The following is a 26,091-nucleotide window of genomic DNA, read 5'->3' on the forward strand; positions in this document are numbered from 1 at the left end:
TAGAGCGCTATAGGTAGCATGCTCGGACGGTACTGCCGTGCTTGCGCTACGGTGAGCCGACGCTGGTGACCGGGAGGTGGTGGGACGTGGCGGACGAGCAGCCGTGGCCGCGCCGCCGCGTCACGCTCGCGGACGTCGCCCGGCGTGCGGGCGTCTCACCGGCACTGGTCTCGATCGTCATGCGGGACGCACCGGGCGCGAGTGAGCAGAGCCGGCAGCGGATCCTCGCGGTCGCGGAGCAACTCGGGTACCGCCCGGATGTGCGGGCCCGGGCGCTGGCCAGTCTCAAGGCGCACACGATCGGCGTTCTCTTCGGACGCGCGGGCCGGTTCCACCTGGAGCTCATCGACGGTCTCTACACGGCGGCCGAGGAGCGCGGCTGGGATCTCGTCCTCAGCGCGCTCACCACCAGCCGGGACGAGAAGCGCGCGCTGGCCTCACTCCACGACTTCCGGTTCGACGCCCTGATCATGCTGGGCCCACCGGTCGCCGAGCCGATGCTGGCCGGCAACGTGCCGCTCGTGGTGATGGGCTGGCACGTCGACCATCCCGCTGTCGACATCGTGCGTACCTCGGACGAGCACGGCATGGCGTTGGCGGTGCAGCATCTGGTCGACCTGGGGCACCGCCGGATCGCCCATCTCCAGGGCGGGGACGGGCTGGTCGCGGTCTCCCGTCGCGACGCGTATGTGAAGGCCATGCGCGCCCATCGCCTGACCAAGGAGATCCGCGTCGTCCGGTGTGACGGTGAGGACCAGCTCGACGGGCAGCGCGCGGCCCGGGCGATCCTCGACGACGCCGCCGAGTTGCCGACGGCCGTCATCGCCTTCAACGACGACATCGCCGCTGCCGCGATGAGCGTGCTCGGCCAGCAGGGCATCGACGTCCCCGGTGACATCTCGATCATCGGCTTCGACGACAGCGCCCTGGCCCACGGCCCCGGCATCGACCTCACCAGCGTGCAACAGCTACCCCAGGAGATGGCCCGCCTGGCGGTCGACCGCATCATCGCCCGCTCGGCCGGCGACACCGTACCCGACCGCGAGCTCGTCCTCGAGCCCGACCTCGTCATCCGCTCGACTTCCGGTCCCGCGCCCGGTTGAGTCGGGCGCGGGACCGGCCCCCGTCAGCCGAGGGAGATGCGGTCCAGGTCGGGCGCTGAGTCTTCGGTGTTGAAGATTCGGATGGTGTTGGCGCCGGCGTTGAGCTGCACGGGCACGGTGACCGTTTGGACGGTTGCGTTGCCGATGCCGGTGACCGAGGCCTCGACCGGTGTCCCACCGTTGACGGAGACGAAGTACGAGCGCGTTCCGTTCACGGTGTAGTCGAGGTAGAGCGTGTACTGGCCGGCCTGGTCCACGGTCACGTCCGGGAAGATCACGTGTGCGTCGTCCGAACCACCGAGGTTGCGGACCTTCTGGCTGCCCGAGCAGGCCGAGCAGTTCGTGATGCCGGCGCTGCCGATCTGGTTGAGCGAGCTCTCGGCCTCGCGCATGAACAGCCGGTCCGCCGGACGGACCTGGATCGGGATCACCTTCGACACCTTCTTCGGCATCCCGACCGTCTCGAACGTGACCTCGACCGGCACTTGCACCGGACCGGTCTGGCCACCGGACGGACCGGTGAGTTGCCAGGAACCAGCAATTGTCTGACCAGTACGCAATCCAGACTTGGTGACCGGACTGCCAGTCACCGTCCAGCCGGACGGCGCGACCGGCGTCATCCGGACGTTGTCGACCGAATCCTCGTCCAGCCGCAGCTCGGCCGAGACATCCACCGACTGCTGCCCTGGACCGACCCAGACCACACCCGACGGCTTCACCGTCATCGTCGTCTTCGGCACGTACGACGCCGGCGGCATCGGACCCACGGCGATCCGGTCGAGGGCCGCCGTACCAGACACCTGGATCGTGTTCGAACCAGCCTTCAGTGGTACGGCGATCGCCGTACTGCCGGGGACGTCGGGGTTGCCCGCGTCCAGCGAAGCCTTGATCGGCGCACCGCCGTTGACGCTGACCGAGAACGAGCCCGCGGCTGACGTCGTACCGTCGAGTTGCAGTCGGTAGGTGCCGTCGGTGGGCGCCTCGACTCCTTGATAGGTGACGCTGCCGTGGTCGAGGCCGGTGACCTGGGCGGAGCCGGAGCAGGCAGCGCAGGGCTCGATGCGAGCCTTGCCGCTGAGGATGTTGTCCCGGGACTCCGCCTCGAGCGGCAGTGGGTTCGACAGCTTGGTCGGGTAGCCGTACCCGACCTTGATCTCGTCGATCCGGAGCTGCCGGTAGAAGGGCGGCGCCTGCGGACCGGACCAGGTGTTCAGCACGTCGAGCTTGATGTACCGCGCAATCTGGTTGCCGATGTCAACGAACTGCACACCACGCCGGCTCGGCATCGCGCTGGTCCGCACGGACTTCCAGTGCTTGCCGTCGACGCTCACCGACACTGTGTAGTCCTTGATCCGCGCGGAGTCTTCGGGCCGGCCGAAGGATTCCCGCGCGTGGGTCGGTGACCACTCCGTCTGGTTCACCGCCAGGTACGTCGCCTTGCGCGCCTGGCCGAGGTCGAGTGTCACCGAGACCGGGAGCTGGCCTTTGGCGTCCCAATAGCTCGGGTAGCTGCCGTCCACCAGGGTGGACGCATCGGTGCCCGCGGTGGCCGTCGCCTTCAGGATCGACTGCGGGTAGAGACCCTCCTGCCCGGCCGTGGTCACTTTGAAGACGGTGTCGTAGGTGTTCCAGTCGGTGATGCCCAGGATGCTGAGATAGCCGCCGGACTGGTTGAAGCGCAACTGCTTGCCGGTCCGGACATCCGTGACCCCGGTCACCCGGTAGCCGTTGTCCCGAAGCCTCACCAGGTCCTGCGACTTCGGCTTGGTCAGTACGTGCAGGTACTGCGTGCGCGCGTTGTCGGCGAGAGTGATGACGCCGTGCGCGCCGTCGTTCCAGAATCCCGGCTGCATCCCGCCGTACAGGTACCCGCCGCCGTTCGTCTTCTCCAACGAGGACCAGATCGGCGGCAGCCACTGAGCCATGAAGTCGTTGAAGTTCTCCTGCTGGGGCGGGAACTTGCCGTTCACCATCGCGGTCTCGGCCATCAGCGACTTGATCGAGGAGCCCGCGTTGGCGACGTACCGGCCGACGCTCAGGCCGTAGTCGACCGCGCTGTCGTTGCCGTCGTACCACCACTGACCGACGGTCGGCAGTTTGTAGTCCGCCTCGACCAGCCGCGGCATCGGGGTGAAGGTCGCCTGCGGGTAGTCGTACGCCGGCGTGATGCCCGTCTTCTGCTCGTTGCTGACGGTGTCCATGATCGGCGTGTCTTCGTTGTTGTTGCTGAGCAGCCAGGTCGGACGCTTCTCCCGGATCTGCTCGTAGAGCCCGTTGCGTTCCCAGTAGGCGTTGTCGTTGTCGATCCAGAAGCCGGACAGGTCGGGGTAGTTGTCCATCACCTCGTGGAACAGGTCGTAGCTGTACATCCCGAAACCGTCCCGCGTGGTCAGATCCACCTGCTGGCCCTTGTGCGCCGAATAGGCCGCCGAATCGAGCGTCTGGACGCCGGGCACCTCGTTGTGCCACTGCGGATCGTCGGTCATGTAGAGCAGGATGTGGACGCCCTTGGCCTTGCCGGCGGCGACCAGTTCGCCCAGGAAGTCTCGTTGGGTGGAGCAACTACCCGGGATGGCCGACGGCCACGGCCTGGCGTAGCCGAGCCGGCTGTGGAAGGTGGCCAGCACGATGTACGACGCGTGCAGCTTGCGGGCCTCGTCGACCCAGTAGTCGGCGCTCCAGCCGCCGGCGGTGACATCGCGCTCCCAGGAGGCGCAGTCGGTGTGGCGGGGCGCGGTGAACATGCCCCAGTGCAGGAACAGCCCGGCGGTGGAGTCGCGCAGCCACTGCTGACGCGGATGCTCCACCTCCGCGTGGGCGGGGGTGGTGCCGAGCATGGCGGAGAGCAGGGCCAGGACAAGGGTGACGGCGCGCAGCCGCCGAGGTAGTCGATGGGCCATCGGCTTCTCTCATCTCCGGAAGGGCGGTGGGAAATTATGGCAACTAGCTTGCCTATTGAGAGATCCGATCTTTTCAACGTCCCGGTGTCCGGGTCAAGACCCGGGCACCGTCAGCAGGTCGGCGATCACCGTGTCCAGCGCCATCCGGGCGGCGCCGAGGGCGACCGAGTCGGCGCCCATCGTCGAGGTGATGACCTCGAGCGGGACCAGCGTCAGCTTGGCCAGCTCACGCCGGAACGGTTCGGCGATGATCGCGCCGCCGCGCGACATGCCGCCGCCGAGCACAATCACCTCAGGGTCGACGGCCAGCGCGAGCACGGCCGCGCCGCGGGCGAGCGCCTCGGCGAACTCGATCAGCACTGCCAGGCTCTCCGGGTCCTGCCGCGCCGCCGAGGTGATCACCAACTCGCCTTCGCGGCCGGGTCCAACGCCCTGCTCGTCGGCCAATACGGCGCCCCGGGCGTGCAGTCGAGCCATCGCCGCTTCCCAGCCCAGCATCGGGAACACGCCGATCTCACCGGCCGCGCCATGCCGGCCCTGGTGCACCTGCCCGCCGATCAGTACGCCCGCGCCGGCACGGTGACCGGCGAACATGTAGACGATGTCCCGATGCTCGCGCGCCGCACCCTTCCAGTGCTCGGCCAATGCTGCGAGCTTCACGTCATTCGCCACGGCCACGGGCTTTCCGAGCCCGGCCGACAGCTCGCCGGCCACGTCGATCTCGGTGAAACCGGGCAGCGAGTACGGCGCCAGACCCGAGCCGAACGGTCCTTCGCGGACATCGTGCACACCCTCGGCGGCCCGGAGCGCACCGGTCACCCCGCAGGCGATCCCGGTGATATCGGCCGGACTGAGGTCGGCCTGGGCCCAGCTGTCGCGGGCGGCCTCGACCGCCGCCCGCACGCGATCGACCGCCGGCAGCTCGGGGTCGAGTTCCACACGATGGGTCGCAAGCGTTCTGCCGCGCAGGTCGGTGACCACGGCCATCGCCTTGTGTGCGCCGATGTCCAGGCCGCTCACGTACCCGGACTCGGCCCGGAATCGGAAGTAGCGCGCCGGCCGCCCGGCGCCGCGAGCCTCCGGCTGGCGGGGTGGGGTCGTCTCCTCGACCCGGCCCTCGGAGAGCAGCTCGGCGAGCAGGTCCTCGGCCGTCGGCCGGGAGACACCGACGACAGTGCGGAGCTCCCGCAGCGTCAGCGGCTCCGACTCGACGAAGGCGCCCAGGGCGGCGGCCAGGTTCAGCCTGCGCAACAGCGACGAATCGCCCATCCGCCCGCCGACGGCTCTGTCGTGACTCATCCGATGACTCGCCCTACGCTCGGCCGATTCTGCTAAATGGCCTGCATATTATCACCGGAGCGGGCTGATTCAGCGGCCTTCGAGCAGGTTCTTGAGCGTCAGCAGATCAGCCTGTACGGCGCTCGCGTCACGGTCGAAGTCGTCGTCGGTCATACCGGGCCGCCGGCGGATGGTGAAGACGACCTCGGAGCCGTCGCCGTCCGGGATGACCCGCATCGGATTGTAGACGGTTTCGCCCGACGGCAAGGTCACGTCGTGGTCCAGGACGCCGTACTCGTTGCTCTCGGCAAACGTGACGACGACCCGTCCCATCGGTGACTCGGCGACCCAGTCGCCGTCGACCTGCTCGATCGACCCGCCCAGCCCGGCCGCCCACTCGGGCACGTTGGCCGGGTTGGAGGCGTACGCGTAGACGTCCTGGGCGGGCCGATCGATGTGTGTGCTGAGGTGTCGTGAGGTGCTCATGCCCCCGACGTTAGCGAGCTGTCGCCAGGCCGGTCTTGAACGAATCGGCCATCTGACCGTCAGGCGCCGGCGTTGTCGAGGCGGTCGAGCTGGTCCTCGCTGAGCTTGATGTCGCCCGCCGCCAGGGCGGTCTCGAGCTGCTCGGGCGTGCGCGGGCCGATCAGCGTGATCAGTTCGGGATCGGTCCGGTGGAGCAGCCAGCTGATGACGAGCTGGTTCGGGGTGACGTCCAGCTCGGCGGCCACCTCGGTGAGTACGGCGAGTCTCGCCTCCGCGTCCGGACCGGCGTACGACGACATGATCTGATGGCCCTCGCGTTTGGCCGGATCGTCGTAGATGCCCTTCAGGATCGGCGAGTACGCCACCAGGGTCAGGTCGTCGTTGGCGCGCAGATAGTCGACCTGCTCATCGTCGACAATCGACAAGGTGTTCACGCCGGCCTTCGGGCGCAGGTACGAGTGCTCCTCCTGGACCGCGACCGGCATCGGCCAGCCGTTCTTCTCGGCCAGCGCGCGGATGCGCTCGAGCCGCCAGGTCCGGACGTTCGACCAGCCGATGTACCGGGCTTTGCCTGCGGCAACGATCTCGGCGAGCGCCGACAACGTCTCCTCCAGCGGCGTGGACCGATCGTCGACGTGGACGTAGTACAGATCGACGTGGTCCGTGCCCAGCCGGCGCAGGCTGTCGTCGATCGCGTGCCGCAGGGTGTCGCCGCCGGCGCCCACCCACTGTGCGGCCATCGTCTCCCAGCTGCCGTCCCCGGTCCGGATCGGCTCCGGGTCGCGGACCCACGCACTGCCCTTGGTGGACAGGAAGATCTCGTCGCGCTTCCCACTCTTCGCCAGCCACCGCCCGAGGAGCTCCTCGCTCTCGCCACCGGTGAAGTCCGGCCCGGGCCACCAGGCGTAGCAGTCGGCGGTGTCGATGAACGTCCCGCCGGCCTCCAGGTACCGCTCGAGCATCCCGACCGACGTCGGCTCATCGGTCGACGTACCCATCAGCATGGCCCCCAGTGCCAACTGACTGACCTGCTCCCCGGTCCGCCCCAACCCGACGCTTCGCATGACATCCTCCTCGCGGTGAACTTTTACCTGCGAGGCTAGGTACGACACAGTTCATTCGTCCAATGCCAATGTTCGGGCTAGTTCATGCGTACGACGTATCAACCCGGCAGCGTGCCCCGGACGATGCTGTCGCGGGAGTGGACCGGGTTGCCGTCGTTCGGCTCGAGCGAGACATCGACGATGAGATAGCCCTGGCTGGTCAGGTTGTCCGGGATCCGGAAGGTGTCGGCCTGACCGGGGTCGAGGACGCCGAGTGACACCATCCGCTGGCCGTCGGAGTTGATCAGCCAGAGTTCGTAGTACCCGGTCTCCGCGCTCAGGCCGGTGACGGAGACCTGCAGTTCGTTGCCGGCCTGGATCAGGTCGGCGGTGCCGCTGCCGGACTTGCCGGGCAACGGTTCGAGCCGGACCGCGGCGACCGGTGCCGGTTGCTCGTCGACGGCGAGGAGACCTGCGGCACCGAGGCCGATCCCGATGCCCAGGACCGCGGCCACACTCGCGGCCAGCGCCAGCACGCCACGGCCGTAGGTACGTCGCCGCGTGGCCGCCGGCTCACTGCCGCCGGCGGCTTCAGGCCCGTTTGCCCGCCCGATCTCGGGCCCACGCCCAGGCCCAATCCCGGGCCCACGCCCGGGCCCGGGCTGGGGCTCAGTCCCTGGCTCGGGCTCGGCGGCGGTGGTGGTGGCCGGAGCGAGTTCGAGGTCGGCGGAGATGCGATCCCAGACCTGGGTGGGCGGGGTGGCCAGCTCGGGTGTCTCGCCCAGTTCCACGGACAGCTCCCGCAGTTCCGCGAGGGCCTCCTGGCAGCGAGCGCAGGTCGCGAGGTGGTCAGCTGCGTCCGGCTCGGGTTCGGTTCCGTCCAGGGCCCACTGAGCCAGGACTTCCTCGTCAAGATGCGTCACTGTTCACCTCCTTCAGCCTGTCCCGCAGATACAGCAAACCTCGTCGCGCGTGACTCTTCACTGTGCCGAGTGGAAGGTTCAGTTGCGCCGCGATCTGCGGGTAGGTCTGGTCGTCGTAGAAAGCCAGCCGGAGGATGGTCCGGCGTGGCTCGTCGATCCGGTCCAGCTCGTCGGCCAGCAGCACCCGGTCCACGAGTTGGTCATCAGCCGCCGGCTGCGGCGGCAGGGTCTCGCCGACCGCGGCGGCGTTGCGGCGGTCGCGGCTGCGGGCCTCGAGTCGGTCCGCGATCCGGTGCCGGGTGATCCCGGTCAGCCAGGAGCCCAGGCTTCCCGAGGCCGGATCGAACCTCTCCCGGCTCCGCCAGGCCGAGACGAATACCTGCTGGGTGACGTCCTCGGCGTCGTGCTGGTCACCCAGGACGCGGATCGCCAGCGTGTAGACCAGGCGTGACCAGCGCCGGTAGGCAGCGGCGAGGCTATCCTCGCGTCCCTCGGCGAAGCCCTTGGCGATCTCGGCCGGCGAGGGCTCGCCGGCGATGCTGGTCACGGCTCGGACTCTAGCCGGAGCGGTCGCCGAGACGTCAGATCCGCGTCGCACTGACGACCAGGTTCTGCTGATATCCGCCGTTGTCCGGCTCATAGCGTCCGCCGCAGGTGATGATCCGGAGCCGGGGAGTTCCGGCCCGGTCGAAGAGGTCCGCGAGGGCCAGGCGCCGTTTGGGGACCTCGCGGACCTGGTCGACGCGGTACGTCGTACTGCGTCCGTCGTACGACGAGATCCGGATCAGCTGACCGGTCCGGAGCTTGCGCAGCCGGACCAGCGGACCCACGCCGTACTGCTTGCTGTCGAGATGGCCGCCGAGGACCACCGCGCCCTGGACGTCGGCGGGACCGGGACCGAAGCGGTACCAGCCGATCGTCGCCGGATCGGGCGGTAACTCCATCTGGCCGTCGGCGGCGACACCGACGGCCCGGACCGGTACGTCGATCCCGACGGACTTCACCACCAGGCGCACCGGCGCAGGCGTCGGGGCGACCGTTGGTACGGCGGCATCGTGCGTGCGGACTGTGGCCGGAAGCCACCGGCAGCCCGCGGTCGCGAGGAGTGTGGCCGCCACGAGGACGGCCACACCACGTGCATGACTCACGAGCGCACCCGAAGGGCGACCGCACCGCCACCGACCAGCGCCAGAGCGAGCAGACCGGCAGCAACGGCCGGCCAGACGGGCTGCTGCTGCGCGGCTGCCTGGCCTCCGGTGCCACCCGGGACGCCGGACGGGTTGCCGTGCAGGCCGGAGATGGACTGGACCGCGAGCTTCAGGTTCTTGGACTGTGCACTGCCCCACGCGTAGACGATGGTGTTCGTGCCCTCCTTCAGGTTGAGGTCGGCCGGGCCGAGGGCGACCGTCGTCGTACCGGCAAGGACCACGTCGGCCTTGACCGTCCCGGCCGGCAGATCGGCCTTCGCCTGCTTGGGATTGGTCAGGTCGGTGAAGACAGGTTTCCCGCCGGCCCGCACGTCGACAGCCGGTGCGGCTGCGGTGTGCCGGACCGTCAGCCTGGCCTGTCCCGCGGCCAGCTTCGACGTGTCGTTGACGAACGGCGTCAGTACCGGCTTGCCACCGGCATTGAGATGCGCGACCACAGTCACGTTGGCTCCACCGGGTACGGCGACGTCGTTCGCCTGGATGAGTGCGGCGCTCTGGCCGGCCGCCGTGACCTTGAGGTCGTAGTCACCCTCGGGCAGCTCGAGTGGGTCGGTGAGAGTGCCGGGCTTGAAGTTGGAGAGCAGTTTCTTGCCGTTGGCGTAGACGTCGACGGTAGCGCCGGGGACGCCATGCAGCACCGAGACGGTCGCGGTTGCGGCCGGTGCGGCCTGGGCGCTCGCTACCGGGACACCGGCGAGCAGCAGACCTGCGCTGATCACTGCGGCGAACTCGCGGACAGACATCGAACCCTCCTAGGGGTCGGGGTGTGTGTCTGTCTCTTCCGCCGCGACCCCTCCCGCGGATGCATCGGATCTGGGTGCATCCGCGGAGTGGGTTGCGGCGGAAGTACGAGGAACCACGCGTGAGGAGCTCAGCTATGGAAGGACACCGTCCGTCCGTCGCCGTCATCGGTTCGGGAGTATCCGGGCTGACCGCGGCCTATGTGCTGCGGCACACCCACCGGGTCACCGTGTTCGAGGCCGACAGCCGGCCCGGCGGTCATGCGCACACGCACGAGGTCACCGATCGGGCCGGCCGGACGCATCAGGTCGACTCCGGATTCATCGTCCACAACGAGCGAACCTATCCGCAGTTGCGCAGGCTCTTCGGCGAGCTCGGCATCGCGACGCGACCGACGGAGATGTCGATGAGCGTCCACTGCGACGGCTGCGGTCTCGAGTACGCCGGGGGCCGGGGCCTCTCGGCGATGCTCGGGCGGCAGATTGTCAACAATCGGTTCGTCCGACTGCTGACCGAGGTACGACGCTTCCACCGCGAGGCGCGCCGGGTGCTCGCGACCGGTGACGACGGCTGCACCTGGGCCGGGTTCCTCCGGTCGAACGACTTCTCGCCGTACTTCGTCCGGCACTTCGCGATCCCGCTGGTCTCCTGCGTGTGGTCCTGCGGCTCGGGGCCGGCCGGCCGTTATCCCGCGCTGTACCTGTTCCGCTTCCTCGACCATCACGGGATGTTGAGCGTCGGCGACTCGCCGTCCTGGCGGACGGTCGTCGGCGGATCCCGGACGTACGTCGACGAGATCGTCGCGCGGATCGGCGACGTCCGGACGAGTTCGCCGGCGCGCGCCGTCCTGCGGCATGACGACGGTGTCTCGGTGTTCACCGCGAGCCGCTGTCTCGAATTCGATCGCCTGGTGATGGCAACGCACGCCGACACCGCGCTCGACCTGCTCGCCGACGTGACTCCGGCGGAGAAGTCGCTGCTCGGCGCGTTCAGCTACTCGGTGAACCCGGCGTGGCTGCACACCGACCCGGCCGTGCTGCCGGCGAGGCCGCGAGCGCGGGCTTCATGGAACTACCGGATGCGTGACTGTCAGGCCGATGAGCCGCAGGTGCTGGTGAGCTACTGGATGAACCGTCTCCAGGACCTCGATGCGGCCGACCAGTATCTGGTGACGCTGAATCCGGAGGGCTGGGTCGATCCCGCGACAGTGGTGAGCCGGATGACGTACGCGCACCCGGTCTTCACCCCGGGCTCGGTGGCGGCCGGTCGTTTCCTCCAGGACGAGGGCGGGCCGAGGCTGGCGTTCGCCGGCGCCCATCTCGGCTGGGGATTCCACGAGGACGGTTGCCGGTCCGGGGTCGCGGCCGCGGCGCGGTTCGGTGTCCGGTGGTGAGAGTGCCGGGCGTCCCCGCGATCGTGCCGGGCGTCCCCGCGATCGTGCCGGGGCGCGTGAGCCACAGCCGGCGAGGGCCGAAGCGGCATCGGTTCCGCTACCGGACGTACCAGTGGCTGGTCGACCTCGACGATCTGCCGGATCACCGGTCGCTCGCGTCGTTCCGGGTGGCTGATCACCTGGGCGATGCGTCCCGCTCGCTGCGGGAGAATGTGGCGGCCTTCGCGGCCGCCCGCGGCGAAGTGCTCGAGTCGGGGGACCGCGTCCTGATGCTGGCGAACGCACGCAGTCTCGGGTACGTCTTCAACCCACTCACGGTCTTCTGGTGCCTCGGCCCGGCGGAGGAGCCGCGCTGGGTGATCCTCGAGGTCCACAACACGTACGGAGAACGCCACGCCTACCTGGCTCGCCCGGACCGGTTCTCGCTGCGCAAGGAGTTCTACGTCTCGCCGTTCTTCGCAGTGAACGGCCAGTACGACGTGACGCTCCGGCTCGACCGGGATCGGATCAACGTCGTGATCGATCTGAGCCAGCACGGATCGCGCGTCTTCAGCGCCACCTTCGCCGGCCGCCCGCGTCCGGTCCGCCGTACGACTCTGCTCGTGGCCGCACTCGTTCCGTATCAGGTCTGGGCTCTGATCCGCCTCCACGGCATCTGGCTCTGGCTACGCCGGCTGCCGGTTGTCCGCCGTACCCCACGCTCCGGTTCTGGCGGGAGCGGTTCACCGCGGGCGGACGAGATCGCCGGGCTCGGGTTCGACGCGGTGTTCCGGCGGATGTGGGAGTTCTACCTGGCGTACTCGGAGGCGGGTTTCCGCTCCGGGTACCTGGGGGTGTCTCAGTTCGCGTTGGTACGGCGACAGAGGAGGAATCGACCGTGGAGCTGACCGGGCGTCGTACTTGGATCGTCGGAGCGTCGTCGGGGATCGGCGCCGCGCTGGCGCGTGAGCTGGCGGATCGCGGCGCGCGGGTTGCTGTGTCGGCGCGTCGCGTGTCCGAGCTGCAGGACGTGGCGGCCGGGCGGATGGCCGTGGTTCCGGTCGACATCACCGATGCCGAGGCGGTGCGGCAGGCGGCGGATCGTGTCGTCGAGGAGCTCGGCGGACTGGACATCGTCGTCCTGAGTGCCGGCTACTGGAAGCAGCTGAAGGAGTTCGACGCCGAGTCGTTCCAGCGTCATCTCGACGTCAACCTGTCCGGTATGGCGCACTGCCTCGACGCCGTGATCCCGCGTCTCCAGGCCGCCCACGCCGGCCTGATCGTCGGGATCGCCTCGGTCGCCGGGTACCGCGGTCTGCCCGGCGCGGAGGCCTACGGCGCGACCAAGGCCGCTCAGATCAACCTCCTCGAAGCCCTCCGCGCCAACCTCCGCCCGGACGGCATCAACGTCGTCACCGTCTGCCCCGGTTTCGTCGCCACCGAGATGACCCGCTCCAACTCCTTCCCGATGCCGTTCATCATTTCCGCTCCGCGCGCCGCCCGGGAGATTGCCGACGGCATCGAACGCCGCACCACCCGCATCACTTTCCCCTGGCAGATGGCGTGGCTGGCAAGGCTGGCGAAGATCGTCCCCGACAACCTCTGGACCCGCCTCCTCGCACGAAGTTAGCTGTCGGCATGAGCCTGGCGGAGCTTGGTGGCAGCTTGCCCCACACCTTTACCGCGGGTTGCGAAGCGGTCGAGCCAGTTGGGCCAGGGCCGCAGGTCGCCGGCTGCGGCGGCGAGGGCGATGAGAGCTTCCGTGGTGGTGCCGCGGAGGACGGGATCTGTGTCGGTGAGACGCGCCAGGAGGGTCGTCAGGTCTGACGTTGGCTGGTGGGCGTCGAGGTCGCCGGCCTCGAGGAGGGTTTGGCCGAGGCTGTAGATATCCATGGCGACCGAGACCGGGGTGCAGGCCTCTTGGTCAGGAGAGGCGTAGCCGACAGTGCCGACCGGGTGGCCTGCTGGTTGGGGGCTGCCGATCGCGCGGGCGGTGCCGAAGTCGATGAGAATGGGACGGCCGTCGCAGAGGACGACGTTGTCCGGCTTGACGTCCAGGTGGGCGAGGCCGCGGTCGTGCAGCGTCATCAGGGCTGGAAGTACTTGCGCACCGAGGAGTGCGACCTCGTTCTCGGGCAGGGCGCCGTGCTCGTCGAGTTCGTCGGCAAGCGTCGGGCCGTCGACGTACTCGAGCAGGAGGTGCGGGATCGTGTCGTCGCTTCCGTCCAGGAGCAGCTGCGGAAGGGCCGGGTGCCAGGTGCCGGCAAGTGCGGCGGTCTCGCGCCGGAGGGCCTTCACCGCCCGCGGATGGTTGAGCTGGTGGGGCCGGACGACCTTCAGTACGGCGGGCGCCCACAGCTCGACCGACCAGACCAGCCACGTCTCGCACCGGTGACCGACGCCGAGTCGTTCGATGGCGAGTGTGCCGGCGGGGAGTTCGCACCCCTCGGCCCAATCCCAGACGGCCAACCCGTCCTCAGTGTCAACAATCATCACGTCGACAGCCCTTCTCGAGGATGGCCCGCCGGCGTCGGGTCGGCGCCGGCGGGCCGGGAGCGGTCAGTAGCGCGAACGGCTACGTGAACGGCTACGGCTGCGGGAACGAGAACGGCTACGGGACCGTCCGCGGCCGCGGTGCATGACCGGCTTGATGCGGAGCATGGTTGTCACCTCCTTCCGGTCGGCTGGAGTGGCTCCCGTGCGGGAGCAGGGTGACGACCCGGTCGGCGATGGCGGCCAGATCGCGGTCATGGGTGACGAGCAGGACCGTGCGATGGGTCGTGGTGGTCCGGATGGCCTCGACCACCGCGGCGGCCGAGGCCGGGTCGAGGGAAGAGGTCGGCTCGTCCAGCAGCACCATGGGCGCGGGCGAGACCGCGGCCCGGGCGATCGCGACCCGGCGGCGCTGACCGCCCGACAGCCGGACGCCGCCCTCGCCCAGCGGAGTGTCGTAGCCGAACAGCAGACGGTCGGTGAACTCGTCGACCAGGGCCGCCCGGCCGGCCGCGACCACGCCCGCCCGGGTGGCGTCCTGGTTGCCAAAGGCAATGTTCTCGGCGATGGTCGCGTCCAGCAGCCAGGGGGCCTGCGGGACGAACGCGAAGCGCTCCCGCAGACTCCGCTGGGTGCAGTCGCGCAGGTCCACCCCATCGATCGTGATCCGCCCGGCGTCGACGTCGTACAGGCGGAGCAGGAGGTGCAGCACGGTGCTCTTGCCGATACCGCTCGGCCCCAGCAGGCAGATCGTCTCGCCGGCGTCGATGTCGAGGTCGAAATCCCTCAGCACCGGGTGCGCGGACTCGTAGCTGAAGCCGACGCTCTCGAAGCGCACGCCCGCTCGCAGCACCGGCGCCGGTCGTGCGCCGACCCGATCCACGACCGCTTCGTCACAGTCCAGCACCTCCTGCACCCGCGTCGCACTCGCACCGGCCTTCGCCAGTACGGCGGACAGCCGCGTCAACCCACGGACAGGCGAGTACAGGTCGCGCAGATACGCCAGCACCACCAGCAGTTGCCCGGTCGTCAGCGCACCGGTCAGCACGTGGCGACCGCCGACGACCAGCACCAGCGCGGCGCCGATCGCGAGTACGCCGTCGGCCACCGGAGTCCATCGCGCATCCACGCCAATCGCTCGCTGCTCCACCTCCAGGACGGCGCGGTTCCGCGCACCGAAGATCGTCGCGGCCCGATCGATCCGGCCGAACGCCTGCACGGCCCGCACGTTCCGCAACAGGTCGGTCGTTGCCCCGGCCAACCGTCCCGACTCGGCTCGGGCGTCCTGTTGCGCCGTACGGATGAGCCTGCGTTGACGCACTGCGAGAACCGCCAGCACGGGCACGACCGCCAGCCCGATCAGGGCGAGCTCCGGGTCGAAGACACACAGCAACGCGAGGACGCCGATGAGCATCACTGCGTCCGGCAAGAACGATGTGGTCACCGCGACGACTCCGTCGAGCACCCGGCCGACATCCGTGGTCAACCGGGACACGAGCTCGCCGCTGCGCATCCGGTCGTGCCAGCGCAGGGACCGTGTCATCGTCCGTTGGAACATCGTGGCGCGCAGCGACGCCCCGATCCGCTCGGCCGCACCCTCGGCAGCCTGCAGACTGGCCATGTCGAGCAGTCCGATCACCGTGGACAGCAGCACGCCGGCGAGCGCCGACAGAGCAAGCAGTACGACGGGGTCCAGGCCGGTCGCCGGCTCAGGAGCGAGCGCGTAGTCGACAGCCAACGCGAGCGGCCAGGGCCGCAACAGCACCGCTCCTACCCGCAGCACGACCAGGCCAGCCGCAGCCGCGAGTGCAGGACGTTGCACTCGGGCGGCAGGCCCAGCGATGGCGAGAGACAGCGGGAGCTTCATGTCCACCACGGTCGTCGTCAGCCGGTCGGGCCCGGTAGTGCACCTTGGTACTACGACTGTCGTCGGGCTGCGCCTGCACGGATGGCGCCTCTACCATCCGAGACATGAGACTGCGACGTTCGCGGAGTGATCGCGAGCCGATTTCGACAGTCGGCCTGCTGGTGCGGTTCACCGCGGCCGGTCTGATCGTGCTGCTGTCGCTCGCCGCGCTGATCGCGGTCGTGGCCCGCCAGGCCGGCGTCGAGCAGGCGACCGAGTCGGCCCGCCAGGTGACGTACGTGACCGCCCGTGGCGTCGTCGAGCCACGGCTGGACCCGGCCGTCGTCTCCGGTCAGCCCGCCGCACTGCGGGCATTCGACGCCGCGATGCGCCAGTACGTGCTGCAGGGCTCGCTGGTCCGCGTGAAGCTGTGGAACGCGGACGGCCGGGTCGTGTACTCCGACGAGCCACAGCTGATCGGCAAGCAGTTCCCGCTCGGCGCCGACGAGGCGGAAGCGCTACGGCTCCAGGGCAGTAGCGCCTCCGAGGTGAGCGACCTCAGCCGGCCGGAGAACCAGTTCGAGGTTCCTTATGGGAAGTTGCTCGAGGTGTACGTCGGTGTGCGGGGGACCAACGGTGAGCCGATGCTGTTCGAGGCGTACTTCCAGTACCAGGCCGTGACGGAGGCCGGTCAGGCCGCGTGGAAGCGGTTCGCTCCACCTGCGCTGGGTGCGTTGCTGGTGCTGGAGCTGGTGCAGATCCCGTTCGCGTGGTCGTTGGCTCGTCGGGTGCAGCGGCAACAGCGTGATCGGGAGCGGCTGCTGCGGCACGCCGTCGACGCGTCGGACGCGGAGCGTCGCCGGATCGCGGGGGAGCTGCACGATGGCGTCGTACAGGAGCTCACGGGGTTGAACTACGCCCTCGACGCGATGCGGCTCGGCAATCCGAGTGAGGGTCAGCGGGCTGAGCTGATCGCCGACAGCGCGGGTCGATTGCGGCAGAGCATCGGCTCACTGCGGTCGCTGCTGGTCGACATCTATCCGCCGAACCTCGCCGAGGAAGGACTGGCGTCGGCACTGGCCGAGCTCGCCGCTGCGCTCGAGCGGGCGGGCGTCGACGTACAACTGGAGACCGACGGCGCCGAGGATCTGCCCCCCGCGGCTGCGGCCTTGCTGTTCCGTACGGCGCAGGAAGTGGTTCGGAACGTGGCAGCGCACAGTGGGGCGCGGGGCGTGCTGATCAAGGCGGCCCGATCGGATGGCAGGGCTCTCCTGGTGATCGACGACGACGGGCGCGGGTTCGACGAGTCGCGACTCGATGAGCGCAGCAGCAACGGGCACCTCGGGCTACGCTCGATCGGCGACCTGCTGGCCGAATCGGGGGGCAGGCTGACAGTCCGGGCCGCTCCGGGCCAGGGGACACGGGTGGAAGCCGAGGTGCCGGTGTGATCAAGGTGCTGATCGTCGACGATCACGCGATCGTCCGGACCGGACTGTCGCAGTTGCTCGGTACGGCGGACGACATCGAGCTGATCGGGGCCGCCGGCGACGGTGACGAGGCGGTGGCGATGGCGGCCGAGTTGCGGCCGGACGTCGTACTGATGGATCTGTCCATGCCCGGCACCGACGGGATCACGGCGACCGGGAGGATCGTTGCCGACAACCCCGAGGCGCATGTGCTCGTGCTGACCTCGTTCAGTGACCAGACGCGGATCCTGGACGCGCTGCAGGCGGGTGCGGAGGGATACTTGCTCAAGCACAGCGAGCCCGAGGTGATCCTGGCGGGGGTGCGCGAGATCGTGGCTGGTGGGTCGCCGCTGGATCCGAAGGCGGCGCGGGTGCTGCTCACGAACCGGCGCAGCCCGGGTCCGGAGACGAAGTTGACCGAGCGTGAGCAGGAGGTCCTGGACATGGTCGGCGCGGGGCTGCCGAACAAGACGATCGCCCGGCGGCTCGGCATCAGCGAGCGTACGGTCAAGGCGCATCTGACGAACGTGTACCAGCGACTGGGTGTCACCGATCGCACCCAGGCCGCGCTGTGGGCGCAACGCCAGCAGCGTTAGGTACTAGTACCAAGGTCCGATGGCGGGTGTCAGTCTCTTGGCAGAGGATCGAGGCATGGACTCGGAAGACGTGCGTCGCCGACCGGTCGTGCTGCAGACACGTGGCGACGACCCGCAGACGACGCGGCGGCCTTACCTCGCGTGGGTCGGCACCGGCCTGCTCGGGCTCGTGGCTGCGGCCGGTCTGGTAGCCGGTGGTACTGCGGTCTGGTCAGCCTTCGACCCTGGTACGCCGGGGCAGTCACCCGCGCCACTCTGGTTCCCCCCACCGGAGACCATCCGCCCGCAGAGCGACCGTGTCACCCCGACCCCCGACGACCACGGCGGCGACCGCACCCGCACCCCGAAGCCCACCGGAACCGAGTCAAGCAAGGGCACCAGCCGCACCACCGAGCCAGGCGACGACAAGAGCAGCGGCCGATCGACCACCGCGCCGAGCGACGACGAGAGCAGCGGCCGATCCACTACCGAGCCTGGCGACGACAACGGCGGCGATCGCTCCGGTAAGTCCACCGAGGACAACTCCGGCCGCGGCTAGACCGCGCTTCTCGCCGCTCTAGACCTGAGGGCTGGAGCTGGTGGGGTGACGTTTCCGGCGGCGTGGTGCTCTCGTCGTCCGCGGGTTCAGCGCGGCGGGAGCGGGTCCGCTGGGCGACGACCAGCAGGGTGGTGGAGGTGGCGACCAGGATCGAAAGCCGTTGCCGATAGCAACGTTCTGCGGGTCCGGAAGATATTTCGGCTGCTGTTGAACCGATCCTTCGGAGTGCACGTGTCCCGGGGCAAGACCACGAGATCACGCGTTCCAGACCACGGAGGATCTGATGAGGAAGTCCCTTGCTGCGACGATCACCGCCCTTGCCGCCGCACTGACGCTGACAGGATGCGGTGCGGCGTTCGCCGACAAGCCCGCCGGCGGCAGCACTCCAGCGGGGAACACACAGCCGGTCACCGAGCAGAACAACGCCCCGGCGAACGGTGCGCAGGCGGGAGCCGGCCAGGACGAGCCGAAGGTGCTGAAGGTCCAGCGGGTGCCCGGCCTCACGCCCATCGTGACCAGTGCGAGTGGGCGCACCGTGTACAGGTTCGACGACGACTCGGCGAACCCGTCGGCGTCGACCTGCTTCGACGCGTGTGCCAAGTTGTGGGAGCCGGTGCTGGCCGGATCCGGTGTCGAGATCGACGGCGGCGGAATCGATGAGCGCTTGATCGACACGATCGATCGTCCGGAGGGCAAGCAGGTCACGCTCAAGGGCTGGCCGCTGTACTACTTCAAGGACGATCTCAAGCTCGGCGAACTCGCCGGTCAGGGCCGTGGTGGACTGTGGTTCGCGGTCAACCCGCAAGGTGGCAAGGCGAAGTCGACGACGCAGACCGAGACGACGGCGCCGGTCCAGAAGGACGTGCAGACGTTGACCGTCAACGTGGTCGACGGATTCATGCCCTTCGTCACCAACCAGGCGGGCCGGACCATCTATCGCTTCGACAACGACTCCGCCAACCCGTCGCGTACCACCTGCTTCGACGAGTGCACGAAGAAGTGGGAACCGGTGCTGGCCGGCAAGAACGGGGTCAAGATCCTGAGCAAGAAGATCAACCGCGGCTCCGTCGGCACGATCGACCGCCCGGAAGGCAAGCAGCTCACCCTGAACGGCTGGCCGCTCTACTACTTCCACAAGGACAAGAAGCTCGGCCAGACCGCCGGCTACGGCGTCGGCAACGCCTGGTTCGCCATCGCCCCCGACGGCAAGAAGGCCCCGCGCTGCCCCTGATCCAACCACACCCCACCAGTGGCCGGCCGCCGCAAGGCGCCCGGCCACTGGTCTGTCCTAGTCGTGGAAATGGAGGGGCTTGCCGGCGAGGGCCAAGTGGGCTTCGCCGAGGGCTTCGGTCTGGGTGGGGTGGGCGTGCACGAGCGGTGCGACGTCGGCGGGGTAGGCCTCCCAGTTGTAGATCAGCTGGGCTTCGCCGATGAGTTCGCCGACGCGGGAGCCGACCATGTGCAGGCCGACCACGGCGCCGTCCTTGGCACGGACGAGTTTGACGAACCCGGCGGTTTTGAGGATCTGGCTCTTGCCGTTGCCGCCGAGGTTGTAGTTGAGGATGTCGACCTCGCCGTACTGCGCCCGGGCCTGCTCCTCGGTCAGGCCGACCGAGGCGACCTCGGGTTCGGAGTAGGTGACGCGGGGGATGCCGGCCTCGTCGATCGGGGTCGGGTTCAGTCCGGCGATGTGTTCGGCGACGAAGATGCCCTGCTGGAAGCCGCGGTGGGCGAGCTGCAGCCCGGGGACGATGTCGCCGACGGCGTAGACGCCGGGCACGCTGGTCAGCAGCGTGGCCGGGTCGACGGTGACGAAGCCACGGTCCAACGCGACGCCGACTTGTTCGTAGCCGAGGCCGGTGGTGTTGGGGCCGCGGCCGACCGCGACCAGGAGCACCTCGGCCTCGATCACCTCACCCCCGGCCACCGTCACCTTCACCCCGGACTCGGTGGTCGACACGGATTCGAAGGTGGTGGCGGTCTTGAAGGCGATCTTGCGTTTCCGGAACGCCCGCTCCAGGGTTTTGCTGCAGTCGGCGTCCTCGGCCGGGACCAGCCGGGGCAGCGCCTCGACGATGGTGACCTTGGTGCCGAACGAGGTCCACGCGGAGGCGAACTCCACCCCGATCACCCCACCCCCCAACACCACCGCGGACTCCGGCACCCGGTCCATCGTCAATGCGTGTTCGCTGGCGATGACCCGGTGCCCGTCCAGCTCCAGCCCCGGCAGCGACCGGGAATAGGACCCGGACGCGAGCACGATGTTCCGCCCGGTGTAGGTCGTGCCGGCGACATCGATGGTGGTGGGGGAGGTGAGGCGGCCTTCGCCCTCGATCACGGTGATGCCGCGGGCCTTGAGCTGGCCCTGCAGGCCTTTGAAGAGGCGGTCGACGACGCCGTCCTTGTACTTGTTCACCCCGCCCATGTCGACCCCCTCGAGCGTGGTCCGGACCCCGAACTGCTCACCCTCGCGCGCCGAATCGGCGACCTCGGCGGCGTGCAGCAGCGCCTTGGTCGGAATGCAGCCGCGGTGCAGACACGTCCCGCCGACCTTGTCCTTTTCCACCACCGCCACCGACAACCCCAGCGTCGCGGCCCGCAGCGCAGCGGCATAACCACCACTGCCACCACCAAGAATCACCAAGTCGTACGTCACGCCAGGATCAGCCATGGGTTCTCCAACAGGTCGGTGAGATCGGCCAGGAATCGCGCCCCGGCGGCGCCGTCGAGGATGCGGTGGTCGGCCGAGAGGGTGTAGCGCATCCGGGTGCGGGCGGCGATCGATCCGTCGTCGAGGACGACGGCTTCGCGGCGGGACGCTCCGACCGCGAGGATCGCCGCCTCGGGGGGATTGATGATCGCGGTGAACTGCTCGACGCCGTACATGCCGAGGTTGCTCACGGTGAAGGTTCCACCGGTCATCTCGTCGGCACTCAGTCGTCGCTGTCTCGCTCGTTCGGCCAGCTCCGTGGCCTCCTGCGCGATCACTCCGATCGACTTGCGGTCGACCTCGCGCAGTACGGGGACGAGGAGACCGTTGTCGACGGCAACGGCCAGTCCGATGTGGATCTCCCGGTGCCTGCGGAGGGAGTCGCCGGACAGGGAGGCGTTCACGTCGGGATGCATTTGCAGGGTGAGCGCGCAGGCGCGGACGATCAGGTCGTTGAGGCTGATCTTCTGGCGTCCTGCCGCGGTCAGTCGGCTGTTGAGCTCTGCCCGGAGCTCGACGAGTTGCTCCACGTCCGCCACAGCGGTGAGATAGAAGTGTGGCGCGGTGCGGGCGCTCTCGGCCAGTCGCCGGCCGCTGGCCCTGCGCAGCATGCCAAGAGGCACGTCTTCGCCCGAGTCTGGATTCTGCTCGGCGTACGGCGGCGGGGCGCTCACCGTGTCCGGTGTCGTGAATGCCTCGGCGGCCGCTCGGACGTCCGCGCGGATGATCCTTCCGCCAGGTCCGGTACCGGTCAGCGTTGCCAGATCCACGCCTAGTTCTTGTGCGTCCCGTCTGGCCAACGGGGAGGACGGGACGCGCTCGGTCGGCACGGCGGGACTCGGCGCAGCCGCGGACGCTGAAGAGCTCGGCGCAGCCGCGGACGCTGAAGAGCTCGGCGCAGCCGTGGGCGCTGAAGAGCTCGGCGCAGCCGAGGGTGCTGAATCTTCGTCGTCGCCCACGATCGCGATCGGTTGGCCGATGGCGGCTTCTTGGCCCTCGGCAACGATGATGCGGCTGAGGACACCGGATTCGTACGCCTCGTACTCCATCACCGCCTTGTCGGTCTCGATGTCGGCCAGGACCTCGCCGGCGGTGACGGTGTCGCCCGGCTGTTTGCGCCAGCCGGCGATGATGCCGGACTCCATCGTGTCCGACAGTCGTGGCATCAGGATCTTGCCCATGGTCCGTGTCCTCTCAGTGGAGCCGGCCGACGGCCGTGAGCGTCTGCCGGATCGCCGTCTCGACGTCGTCCGGCGAGGGCAGCGCGGCGGTCTCGAGGCTCTTGGCGTACGGCAGTGGTACCTCGGCCATCGCAACCCGCCGAACCGGTGCGTCGAGCTGGTCGAAAGCACCGTCGGAGATCGTCGCCGCGATCTCGGCACCGATTCCGTAGGTCAGCCAGTCGTCCTCGAGAACGACGGCGGCGTGGGTCTTGCGGACCGACCGGATCAGCGTCTCGCGGTCGAGCGGACGCAGACTCCGCAGATCGATGACCTCGGCATCGATACCGTCCTTCGCCAGCTCGTCGGCGACCTGGAGTCCGACCGCGGCCATCCGCGAGTAGCCGATCACGGTGATGCCGGTCCCGGATCTGGTCACCGCGGCGCGGCCGATCTCGGCCGGTACGTCGTCGTCCGGTACGTCGCCCTTCGTGTTGTAGAGCGCGAGATTCTCGAGGAACAGCACCGGATCGTCGTCCCGGATCGCCGCCAGCAAGAGCGCCTTCGCATCCGCCGGGCTGCTCGGTGCAACCACCTTCAGCCCGGGCACGAAGGCGTAGTACAGCTCGACGTTCTGCGAGTGGGTGGCGCCGAGTTGCTGGCCGCCGCCGCCCGGCGTCCGGATGACCATCGGGACACTGCTCTGCCCGCCGAACATGCCGTGGATCTTGGCGGCGTGGTTGACGATCTGGTCGAGTGCGAGCAGGGAGAAGTTGATCGTCATGATCTCGACGACGGGCCGCAGGCCGAGCATCGCCGCCCCGATCGCCGCGCCGGTGAACCCCTCCTCGGAGATCGGGGTGTCCCGGACGCGCTGCTCGCCGAACTCGGACAGCAGGCCGGCGGTGATCTTGTACGACCCCTCGAAGATGCCGATCTCCTCGCCGATCAGGAAGACCCGGTCGTCGCGGAGCATCTCGGCGCGCAGGGTGTCGTGGATCGCCTGGCGGTAGGACATGACCGTCATGCGCCGACCGCCGCGAACAAGGGCTGCGCCGGCAGCCGCCTCAGGTCATTCGGCACCGGTGTCGCGTAGTTGTAGTCGAACAACGTCTTGACGTCCGGTGCTGGGCTCGCGTCGGCGAAGCTCACCGCCGCGGCGATCTCCGCCGCGACCGATTCCTCCAGCCGGTCCTGATCTGCGGCAGTCATCGCGCCGTCGGTCAATAGCCGGTCCGCCAGCGCGAACAGCGGATCGGCGGCCCGGAGCGCGGCCGTCTCCTCCTTGCTCCGGTACGCCGCCGGGTCGACGACCGAGTGGCCGCGGAGCCGTGTACTGACGGTCTCCAGCAGGGTCGGGCGGCCCTCACGCGCGGCGGCGATGGCACGCTCGGCAGCCTCCCGGACCGCCGGCACATCGTTGCCGTCGACCCGTTCCCCGTCCATCCGGTACGACGCCGCGCGTTTGTACAACTCGGGTTCGGCCGACGACTGCTCCACGCTCGTGCCCATCCCGAGCTGGTTGTTGATCACGACGTAGACGATGGGCAGTTTCCACAGGGCGGCCAGGTTCAGCGACTCGTGGAAGGCGCCGATGTTCGTCGTACCGTCGCCCATGTGACACATGACCACCTCGTCGCCGCCTCGGTAGGCGATCGCCAGCGCGGCGCCGGTTGCGAGCGGCAACTGACCGCCGACGATCCCGTAGCCGCCGAGCAGCCGGGACTGGGCGTCGAAGAGATGCATCGAGCCGCCCCAGCCTTTGGACACGCCGTCGCTGCGGCCGTAGAGCTCGGCGAGGATCCGGCCGGGGTCGATGCCGCGAGCCAGGGCGTAGCCGTGTTCGCGGTAGTTGGTGAACAGGTAGTCGGTCGAACGGAGCGCGCCCATCAGGCCCACCACGGTGGCTTCCTCGCCGAGGTTCAGGTGGCAGTAGCCGCCGATCTTGGCCTCGGTGTAGGCGCGGGCGGCCCGTTCCTCGAACCGTCGGATCAGCAGCATCTGACGGTAGTAGCCGACCAGCTCGGACATGTTCGGATCTCCTCACCAGGGGACTGGGCCGCGGATCGTGGGTGTGTCGGGCCCACACCTAATGATACTAGACCGTATCATTTGCTCTGAGTGGAGGGAGAGCGGATGGACGACGTCGTGGGTGACGGGCCGCGCAAGCGTGGCCGGCCGACCCGGTCGGAGCGTGAGCAGCGGCGCGAGCAGATCCTCGACGCCGCCGTGCGCTTGTTCCTCGAGCACGGGTACGGGGGCGTGTCACTCGACCGGCTCGCCGCGGATGCGAAGGTCACCAAGCGGACGATCTACGTGTACGTCGGCGACAAGACCGCCGTGTTCACCGCGGTCGTCAGCCGGCTGAACCGCGACGTCCTGCCGGAAGGCGAGGTCGCGGACCTCGAAGCCATGGCGGTCCGGCTGGTGATGACGTTGCACTCCGACGTCGCGATCGGCCTGCACCGGATGGTGATCGCCGAGGTGAAGCAGTTTCCTGAGCTTGCGAAGAGTTTCTACGCAGCCGGTCCGCAGCGGTACATCGATGCGTTGGGCGAGTTGCTCGAAACCTCAGGGACGGAAGCCGAGCAGCTTTTTGCGCTGCTATTGGGTGAGCGGCACCGACGACGGTTGCTCGGCCTCGACCCGGCTCCGTCCCGCGCCGAAGCCGCCGAGCACGCCCAGGCAGCCTTGCAGGCTCTCGACCGGGGCGTGGGGCGGACGTAAGCTGCGGGTGGCTGCTAGGAGACTGCGATGAATCAAGGCTTGCTGAACTCATTGACAGATGCTGAGCGCCGCCTCGTGGCCGAGACCGAACGCGATGTGTTGAAGGGCCTGGACGAGGACGAGCTGCTGGACCTGCACCAGCGGATCCGGCGGGTCCGGACGAAGTACGTGAAGAACTACCGGCGCGGCGCGAGTGCTGCCGTCGCGCAGGCGGGCGGGCGGGGCAAGTCCTACCCCAGGAATCAACGGGACCGGGACAAGGCGGAAGTGTTCGAGACGGTGCTGGCACGGGTGAGCCGGGAGGTCGCGACGGCCGCCAAGCGAGCGTCGATGGACCTCCGCAGCGAGCGGATCGCGGCGGCGCGGTCGACCACCGGGGGCGGCGTGCCGGTTCCGGTCGACGGCGATCGTCCCGCGCCGGAGGGCAGTCGGCGGCCGCGCGCGACCAAGACCACTGGTGGACTGAAGAAGGACGCGTCGTCGCGGGCTGCCGGGGCTCGTCGCCAGGCCAAACGCGACGCGCGCGGGTGATGACGGAGGAGATGTCGGGGATCACCCGATTCGGGTGATCCAAGCGCTCGTGGGGTCGTGTCTGCTGGTTCCGCGGCAGCCGGGGAGGTGGGGAGATGCGCAGACTGGTCCGTGCCCCACGGCTGTTCCGGAGGGGCGGACTGGCCAAGGCCGCGGTGGTCGTCGCGGCGTTGGTGACGGTCGGCGCGACGTACGCCGTACTGGTGCCGAACGACGCGGCGGGTGCGGACGGGCCCCAGTCACAGCAGATCGAGGAAGGCCGGCGGCTGTTCGCGGTCGGTTGCTCGAGCTGCCACGGCCTGCACGCCGATGGCGCGTCGAACGGAGAAGGAGAGATGGCCGGCCCGTCGCTCATCGGCGTCGGCGCGGCCGCGGTCGACTTCCAGGTCAGCACGGGCCGGATGCCGGCCGTGCAGCCCGGTGCCCAGGTGCCGCAGAAGCCCCCGGTGTACACGACCGAGGAGATCGCGGCGTTGGCGGCGTACGTCGCCTCCCTCGGTCCCGGACCCGCGGTGCCGGCCGAGGAGGCGTACGACGTCAGCAACGCGACCCAGGAGGAGGTCGTCCAGGGTGGTGAACTGTTCCGGACGAACTGCACCGCCTGTCACAACTTCGCCGGTCGCGGTGGTGCGCTGCCGCACGGCCGCTACGCGCCGTCGCTGATGGAGACGACGCCGCGGAACATGTACCAGGCGATGCTGACCGGACCGCAGCAGATGCCTGTCTTCTCCGATCAGGTGCTCCTCCCGGAGGACAAGCGCGCCATCATCGCCTACCTCGTCAGCCTGCAGGAGACGAACGACCCGGGTGGCTTCGGACTGGGCCGGCTCGGGCCGGTGTCCGAAGGCCTGTGGGGATGGCTGGTCGGGATCGGTCTGCTGGTCGCCGTCGCGGTGTGGATCGGCGCCAAGGTTCCCACGGTCGGACGCCGGCAAACAAAGGATTGATTGCCCAGGGCACCCCTGCCGCG

25 protein-coding genes are annotated in these 26,091 nt (G+C 69.0%); 11 read left to right on the forward strand and 14 right to left on the reverse strand.

The features are described 5' to 3' along the window. Positions 1-86: 86 nt before the first annotated feature. Positions 87-1,103 (forward strand): LacI family DNA-binding transcriptional regulator, encoded by a 1,017-nt coding sequence (locus ACGFIF_RS16640; protein ID WP_393155289.1) that lies wholly within the window; start codon positions 87-89, stop codon positions 1,101-1,103. Positions 1,104-1,126: 23 nt separating this feature from the next. On the opposite strand, the gene ACGFIF_RS16645 is transcribed toward ACGFIF_RS16640, so the two are convergent. From ACGFIF_RS16645 to ACGFIF_RS16680, 8 genes are all read right to left on the reverse strand, one after another. Next, positions 1,127-4,003: a CBM35 domain-containing protein gene (locus ACGFIF_RS16645; protein ID WP_393155290.1), complete on the reverse strand. Its 2,877-nt coding sequence runs from the start codon at positions 4,001-4,003 to the stop codon at positions 1,127-1,129. Positions 4,004-4,096: 93 nt separating this feature from the next. Then, the gene (locus ACGFIF_RS16650) at positions 4,097-5,302 is read right to left on the reverse strand and encodes an ROK family protein (protein ID WP_393155292.1); all 1,206 of its coding nucleotides are present in this window, start codon (positions 5,300-5,302) and stop codon (positions 4,097-4,099) included. Positions 5,303-5,371: 69 nt separating this feature from the next. Further along, positions 5,372-5,767 (reverse strand): SRPBCC family protein, encoded by a 396-nt coding sequence (locus tag ACGFIF_RS16655; protein WP_393155294.1) that lies wholly within the window; start codon positions 5,765-5,767, stop codon positions 5,372-5,374. Between the two features lie 59 nt (positions 5,768-5,826). Beyond that, positions 5,827-6,831 carry an aldo/keto reductase gene (locus tag ACGFIF_RS16660; protein ID WP_393155295.1) on the reverse strand — a complete coding sequence of 335 codons (1,005 nt, stop codon included), beginning with the start codon at positions 6,829-6,831 and terminating at the stop codon, positions 5,827-5,829. Between the two features lie 98 nt (positions 6,832-6,929). Continuing rightward, entirely contained in the window at positions 6,930-7,733 is an 804-nt protein-coding gene (locus tag ACGFIF_RS16665; RefSeq protein WP_393155296.1) for an anti-sigma factor domain-containing protein, read from the reverse strand. Continuing rightward, positions 7,720-8,280: an RNA polymerase sigma factor gene (locus ACGFIF_RS16670; RefSeq protein ID WP_393155298.1), complete on the reverse strand. Its 561-nt coding sequence runs from the start codon at positions 8,278-8,280 to the stop codon at positions 7,720-7,722. The genes ACGFIF_RS16665 and ACGFIF_RS16670 overlap by 14 nt, the downstream gene beginning before the upstream one ends. 34 nt (positions 8,281-8,314) lie before the next feature. Next, positions 8,315-8,881 carry a class F sortase gene (locus tag ACGFIF_RS16675; RefSeq protein WP_393155300.1) on the reverse strand — a complete coding sequence of 189 codons (567 nt, stop codon included), beginning with the start codon at positions 8,879-8,881 and terminating at the stop codon, positions 8,315-8,317. Further along, complete coding sequence (locus ACGFIF_RS16680) at positions 8,878-9,684, reverse strand: DUF4397 domain-containing protein (RefSeq protein ID WP_393155302.1); 807 nt, start codon at positions 9,682-9,684, stop codon at positions 8,878-8,880. The genes ACGFIF_RS16675 and ACGFIF_RS16680 overlap by 4 nt, the downstream gene beginning before the upstream one ends. Before the next feature lie 134 nt (positions 9,685-9,818). Between ACGFIF_RS16680 and ACGFIF_RS16685 the strand changes: the two genes are divergently transcribed. From ACGFIF_RS16685 to ACGFIF_RS16695, 3 genes are read left to right on the forward strand one after another with little or no spacing between them, the layout of a single operon-like run. After that, a complete protein-coding gene (locus ACGFIF_RS16685; RefSeq protein ID WP_393155303.1) occupies positions 9,819-11,075 on the forward strand; it encodes an NAD(P)/FAD-dependent oxidoreductase in 1,257 nt (418 codons plus the stop codon). Next, positions 11,069-11,962, forward strand: coding sequence for a DUF1365 family protein (locus ACGFIF_RS16690; RefSeq protein WP_393155305.1), 894 nt, complete (start codon positions 11,069-11,071; stop codon positions 11,960-11,962). Before ACGFIF_RS16685 ends, ACGFIF_RS16690 begins: the two co-directional genes overlap by 7 nt. Beyond that, entirely contained in the window at positions 11,953-12,684 is a 732-nt protein-coding gene (locus tag ACGFIF_RS16695; protein ID WP_393155306.1) for an SDR family NAD(P)-dependent oxidoreductase, read from the forward strand. Before ACGFIF_RS16690 ends, ACGFIF_RS16695 begins: the two co-directional genes overlap by 10 nt. On the opposite strand, the gene ACGFIF_RS16700 is transcribed toward ACGFIF_RS16695, so the two are convergent. Together ACGFIF_RS16700 and ACGFIF_RS16705 are read right to left on the reverse strand one after the other, a co-directional pair. Then, on the reverse strand, positions 12,681-13,547 hold the full coding sequence (locus ACGFIF_RS16700; RefSeq protein WP_393155307.1) for a serine/threonine-protein kinase: 867 nt from the start codon (positions 13,545-13,547) through the stop codon (positions 12,681-12,683). The genes ACGFIF_RS16695 and ACGFIF_RS16700 overlap by 4 nt on opposite strands. A 118-nt stretch (positions 13,548-13,665) precedes the next feature. Continuing rightward, positions 13,666-15,414, reverse strand: a complete 1,749-nt coding sequence (locus ACGFIF_RS16705) for an ABC transporter ATP-binding protein (protein ID WP_393155308.1) — start codon at positions 15,412-15,414, stop codon at positions 13,666-13,668. Positions 15,415-15,518: 104 nt separating this feature from the next. Here ACGFIF_RS16705 and ACGFIF_RS16710 point away from each other — a divergent pair, with 104 nt between their 5' ends. The 4 genes from ACGFIF_RS16710 to ACGFIF_RS16725 all read left to right on the forward strand — a co-directional run bounded on the left by ACGFIF_RS16710 (position 15,519) and on the right by ACGFIF_RS16725 (position 19,224). Further along, on the forward strand, positions 15,519-16,841 hold the full coding sequence (locus ACGFIF_RS16710) for a sensor histidine kinase (protein WP_393155310.1): 1,323 nt from the start codon (positions 15,519-15,521) through the stop codon (positions 16,839-16,841). Beyond that, entirely contained in the window at positions 16,838-17,455 is a 618-nt protein-coding gene (locus tag ACGFIF_RS16715) for a response regulator (protein WP_393155312.1), read from the forward strand. Before ACGFIF_RS16710 ends, ACGFIF_RS16715 begins: the two co-directional genes overlap by 4 nt. 55 nt (positions 17,456-17,510) lie before the next feature. Then, complete coding sequence (locus ACGFIF_RS16720; RefSeq protein ID WP_393155313.1) at positions 17,511-17,993, forward strand: hypothetical protein; 483 nt, start codon at positions 17,511-17,513, stop codon at positions 17,991-17,993. 283 nt (positions 17,994-18,276) lie between these two features. Further along, positions 18,277-19,224, forward strand: a complete 948-nt coding sequence (locus tag ACGFIF_RS16725; RefSeq protein WP_393155314.1) for a hypothetical protein — start codon at positions 18,277-18,279, stop codon at positions 19,222-19,224. A gap of 57 nt (positions 19,225-19,281) precedes the next feature. Here the strand turns inward: ACGFIF_RS16725 and lpdA are convergent, their stop codons facing one another. Genes lpdA through pdhA form a run of 4 tightly spaced genes read right to left on the reverse strand, consistent with a single transcriptional unit; the run spans position 19,282 to position 23,894 of the window. Beyond that, positions 19,282-20,664, reverse strand: coding sequence for a dihydrolipoyl dehydrogenase (gene lpdA / locus ACGFIF_RS16730; protein ID WP_393155315.1), 1,383 nt, complete (start codon positions 20,662-20,664; stop codon positions 19,282-19,284). Beyond that, positions 20,646-21,884, reverse strand: coding sequence for a dihydrolipoamide acetyltransferase family protein (locus ACGFIF_RS16735; protein ID WP_393155316.1), 1,239 nt, complete (start codon positions 21,882-21,884; stop codon positions 20,646-20,648). The genes lpdA and ACGFIF_RS16735 overlap by 19 nt, the downstream gene beginning before the upstream one ends. A 13-nt stretch (positions 21,885-21,897) precedes the next feature. Further along, on the reverse strand, positions 21,898-22,890 hold the full coding sequence (locus tag ACGFIF_RS16740) for an alpha-ketoacid dehydrogenase subunit beta (RefSeq protein ID WP_393155318.1): 993 nt from the start codon (positions 22,888-22,890) through the stop codon (positions 21,898-21,900). Continuing rightward, positions 22,887-23,894 (reverse strand): pyruvate dehydrogenase (acetyl-transferring) E1 component subunit alpha, encoded by a 1,008-nt coding sequence (gene pdhA / locus ACGFIF_RS16745; protein WP_393155319.1) that lies wholly within the window; start codon positions 23,892-23,894, stop codon positions 22,887-22,889. The genes ACGFIF_RS16740 and pdhA overlap by 4 nt, the downstream gene beginning before the upstream one ends. Before the next feature lie 105 nt (positions 23,895-23,999). Here pdhA and ACGFIF_RS16750 point away from each other — a divergent pair, with 105 nt between their 5' ends. The 3 genes from ACGFIF_RS16750 to ACGFIF_RS16760 all read left to right on the forward strand — a co-directional run bounded on the left by ACGFIF_RS16750 (position 24,000) and on the right by ACGFIF_RS16760 (position 26,068). Next, positions 24,000-24,590: a TetR/AcrR family transcriptional regulator gene (locus ACGFIF_RS16750; protein ID WP_393155321.1), complete on the forward strand. Its 591-nt coding sequence runs from the start codon at positions 24,000-24,002 to the stop codon at positions 24,588-24,590. A 27-nt stretch (positions 24,591-24,617) separates the two neighbouring features. Continuing rightward, entirely contained in the window at positions 24,618-25,121 is a 504-nt protein-coding gene (locus ACGFIF_RS16755; RefSeq protein WP_393155322.1) for a hypothetical protein, read from the forward strand. 95 nt (positions 25,122-25,216) lie between these two features. Beyond that, on the forward strand, positions 25,217-26,068 hold the full coding sequence (locus ACGFIF_RS16760; RefSeq protein WP_393155323.1) for a c-type cytochrome: 852 nt from the start codon (positions 25,217-25,219) through the stop codon (positions 26,066-26,068). Positions 26,069-26,091: the final 23 nt, after the last annotated feature.

It is taken from the genome of Kribbella sp. NPDC049174 (genome assembly GCF_043197365.1).
Lineage (GTDB): Bacteria > Actinomycetota > Actinomycetes > Propionibacteriales > Kribbellaceae > Kribbella.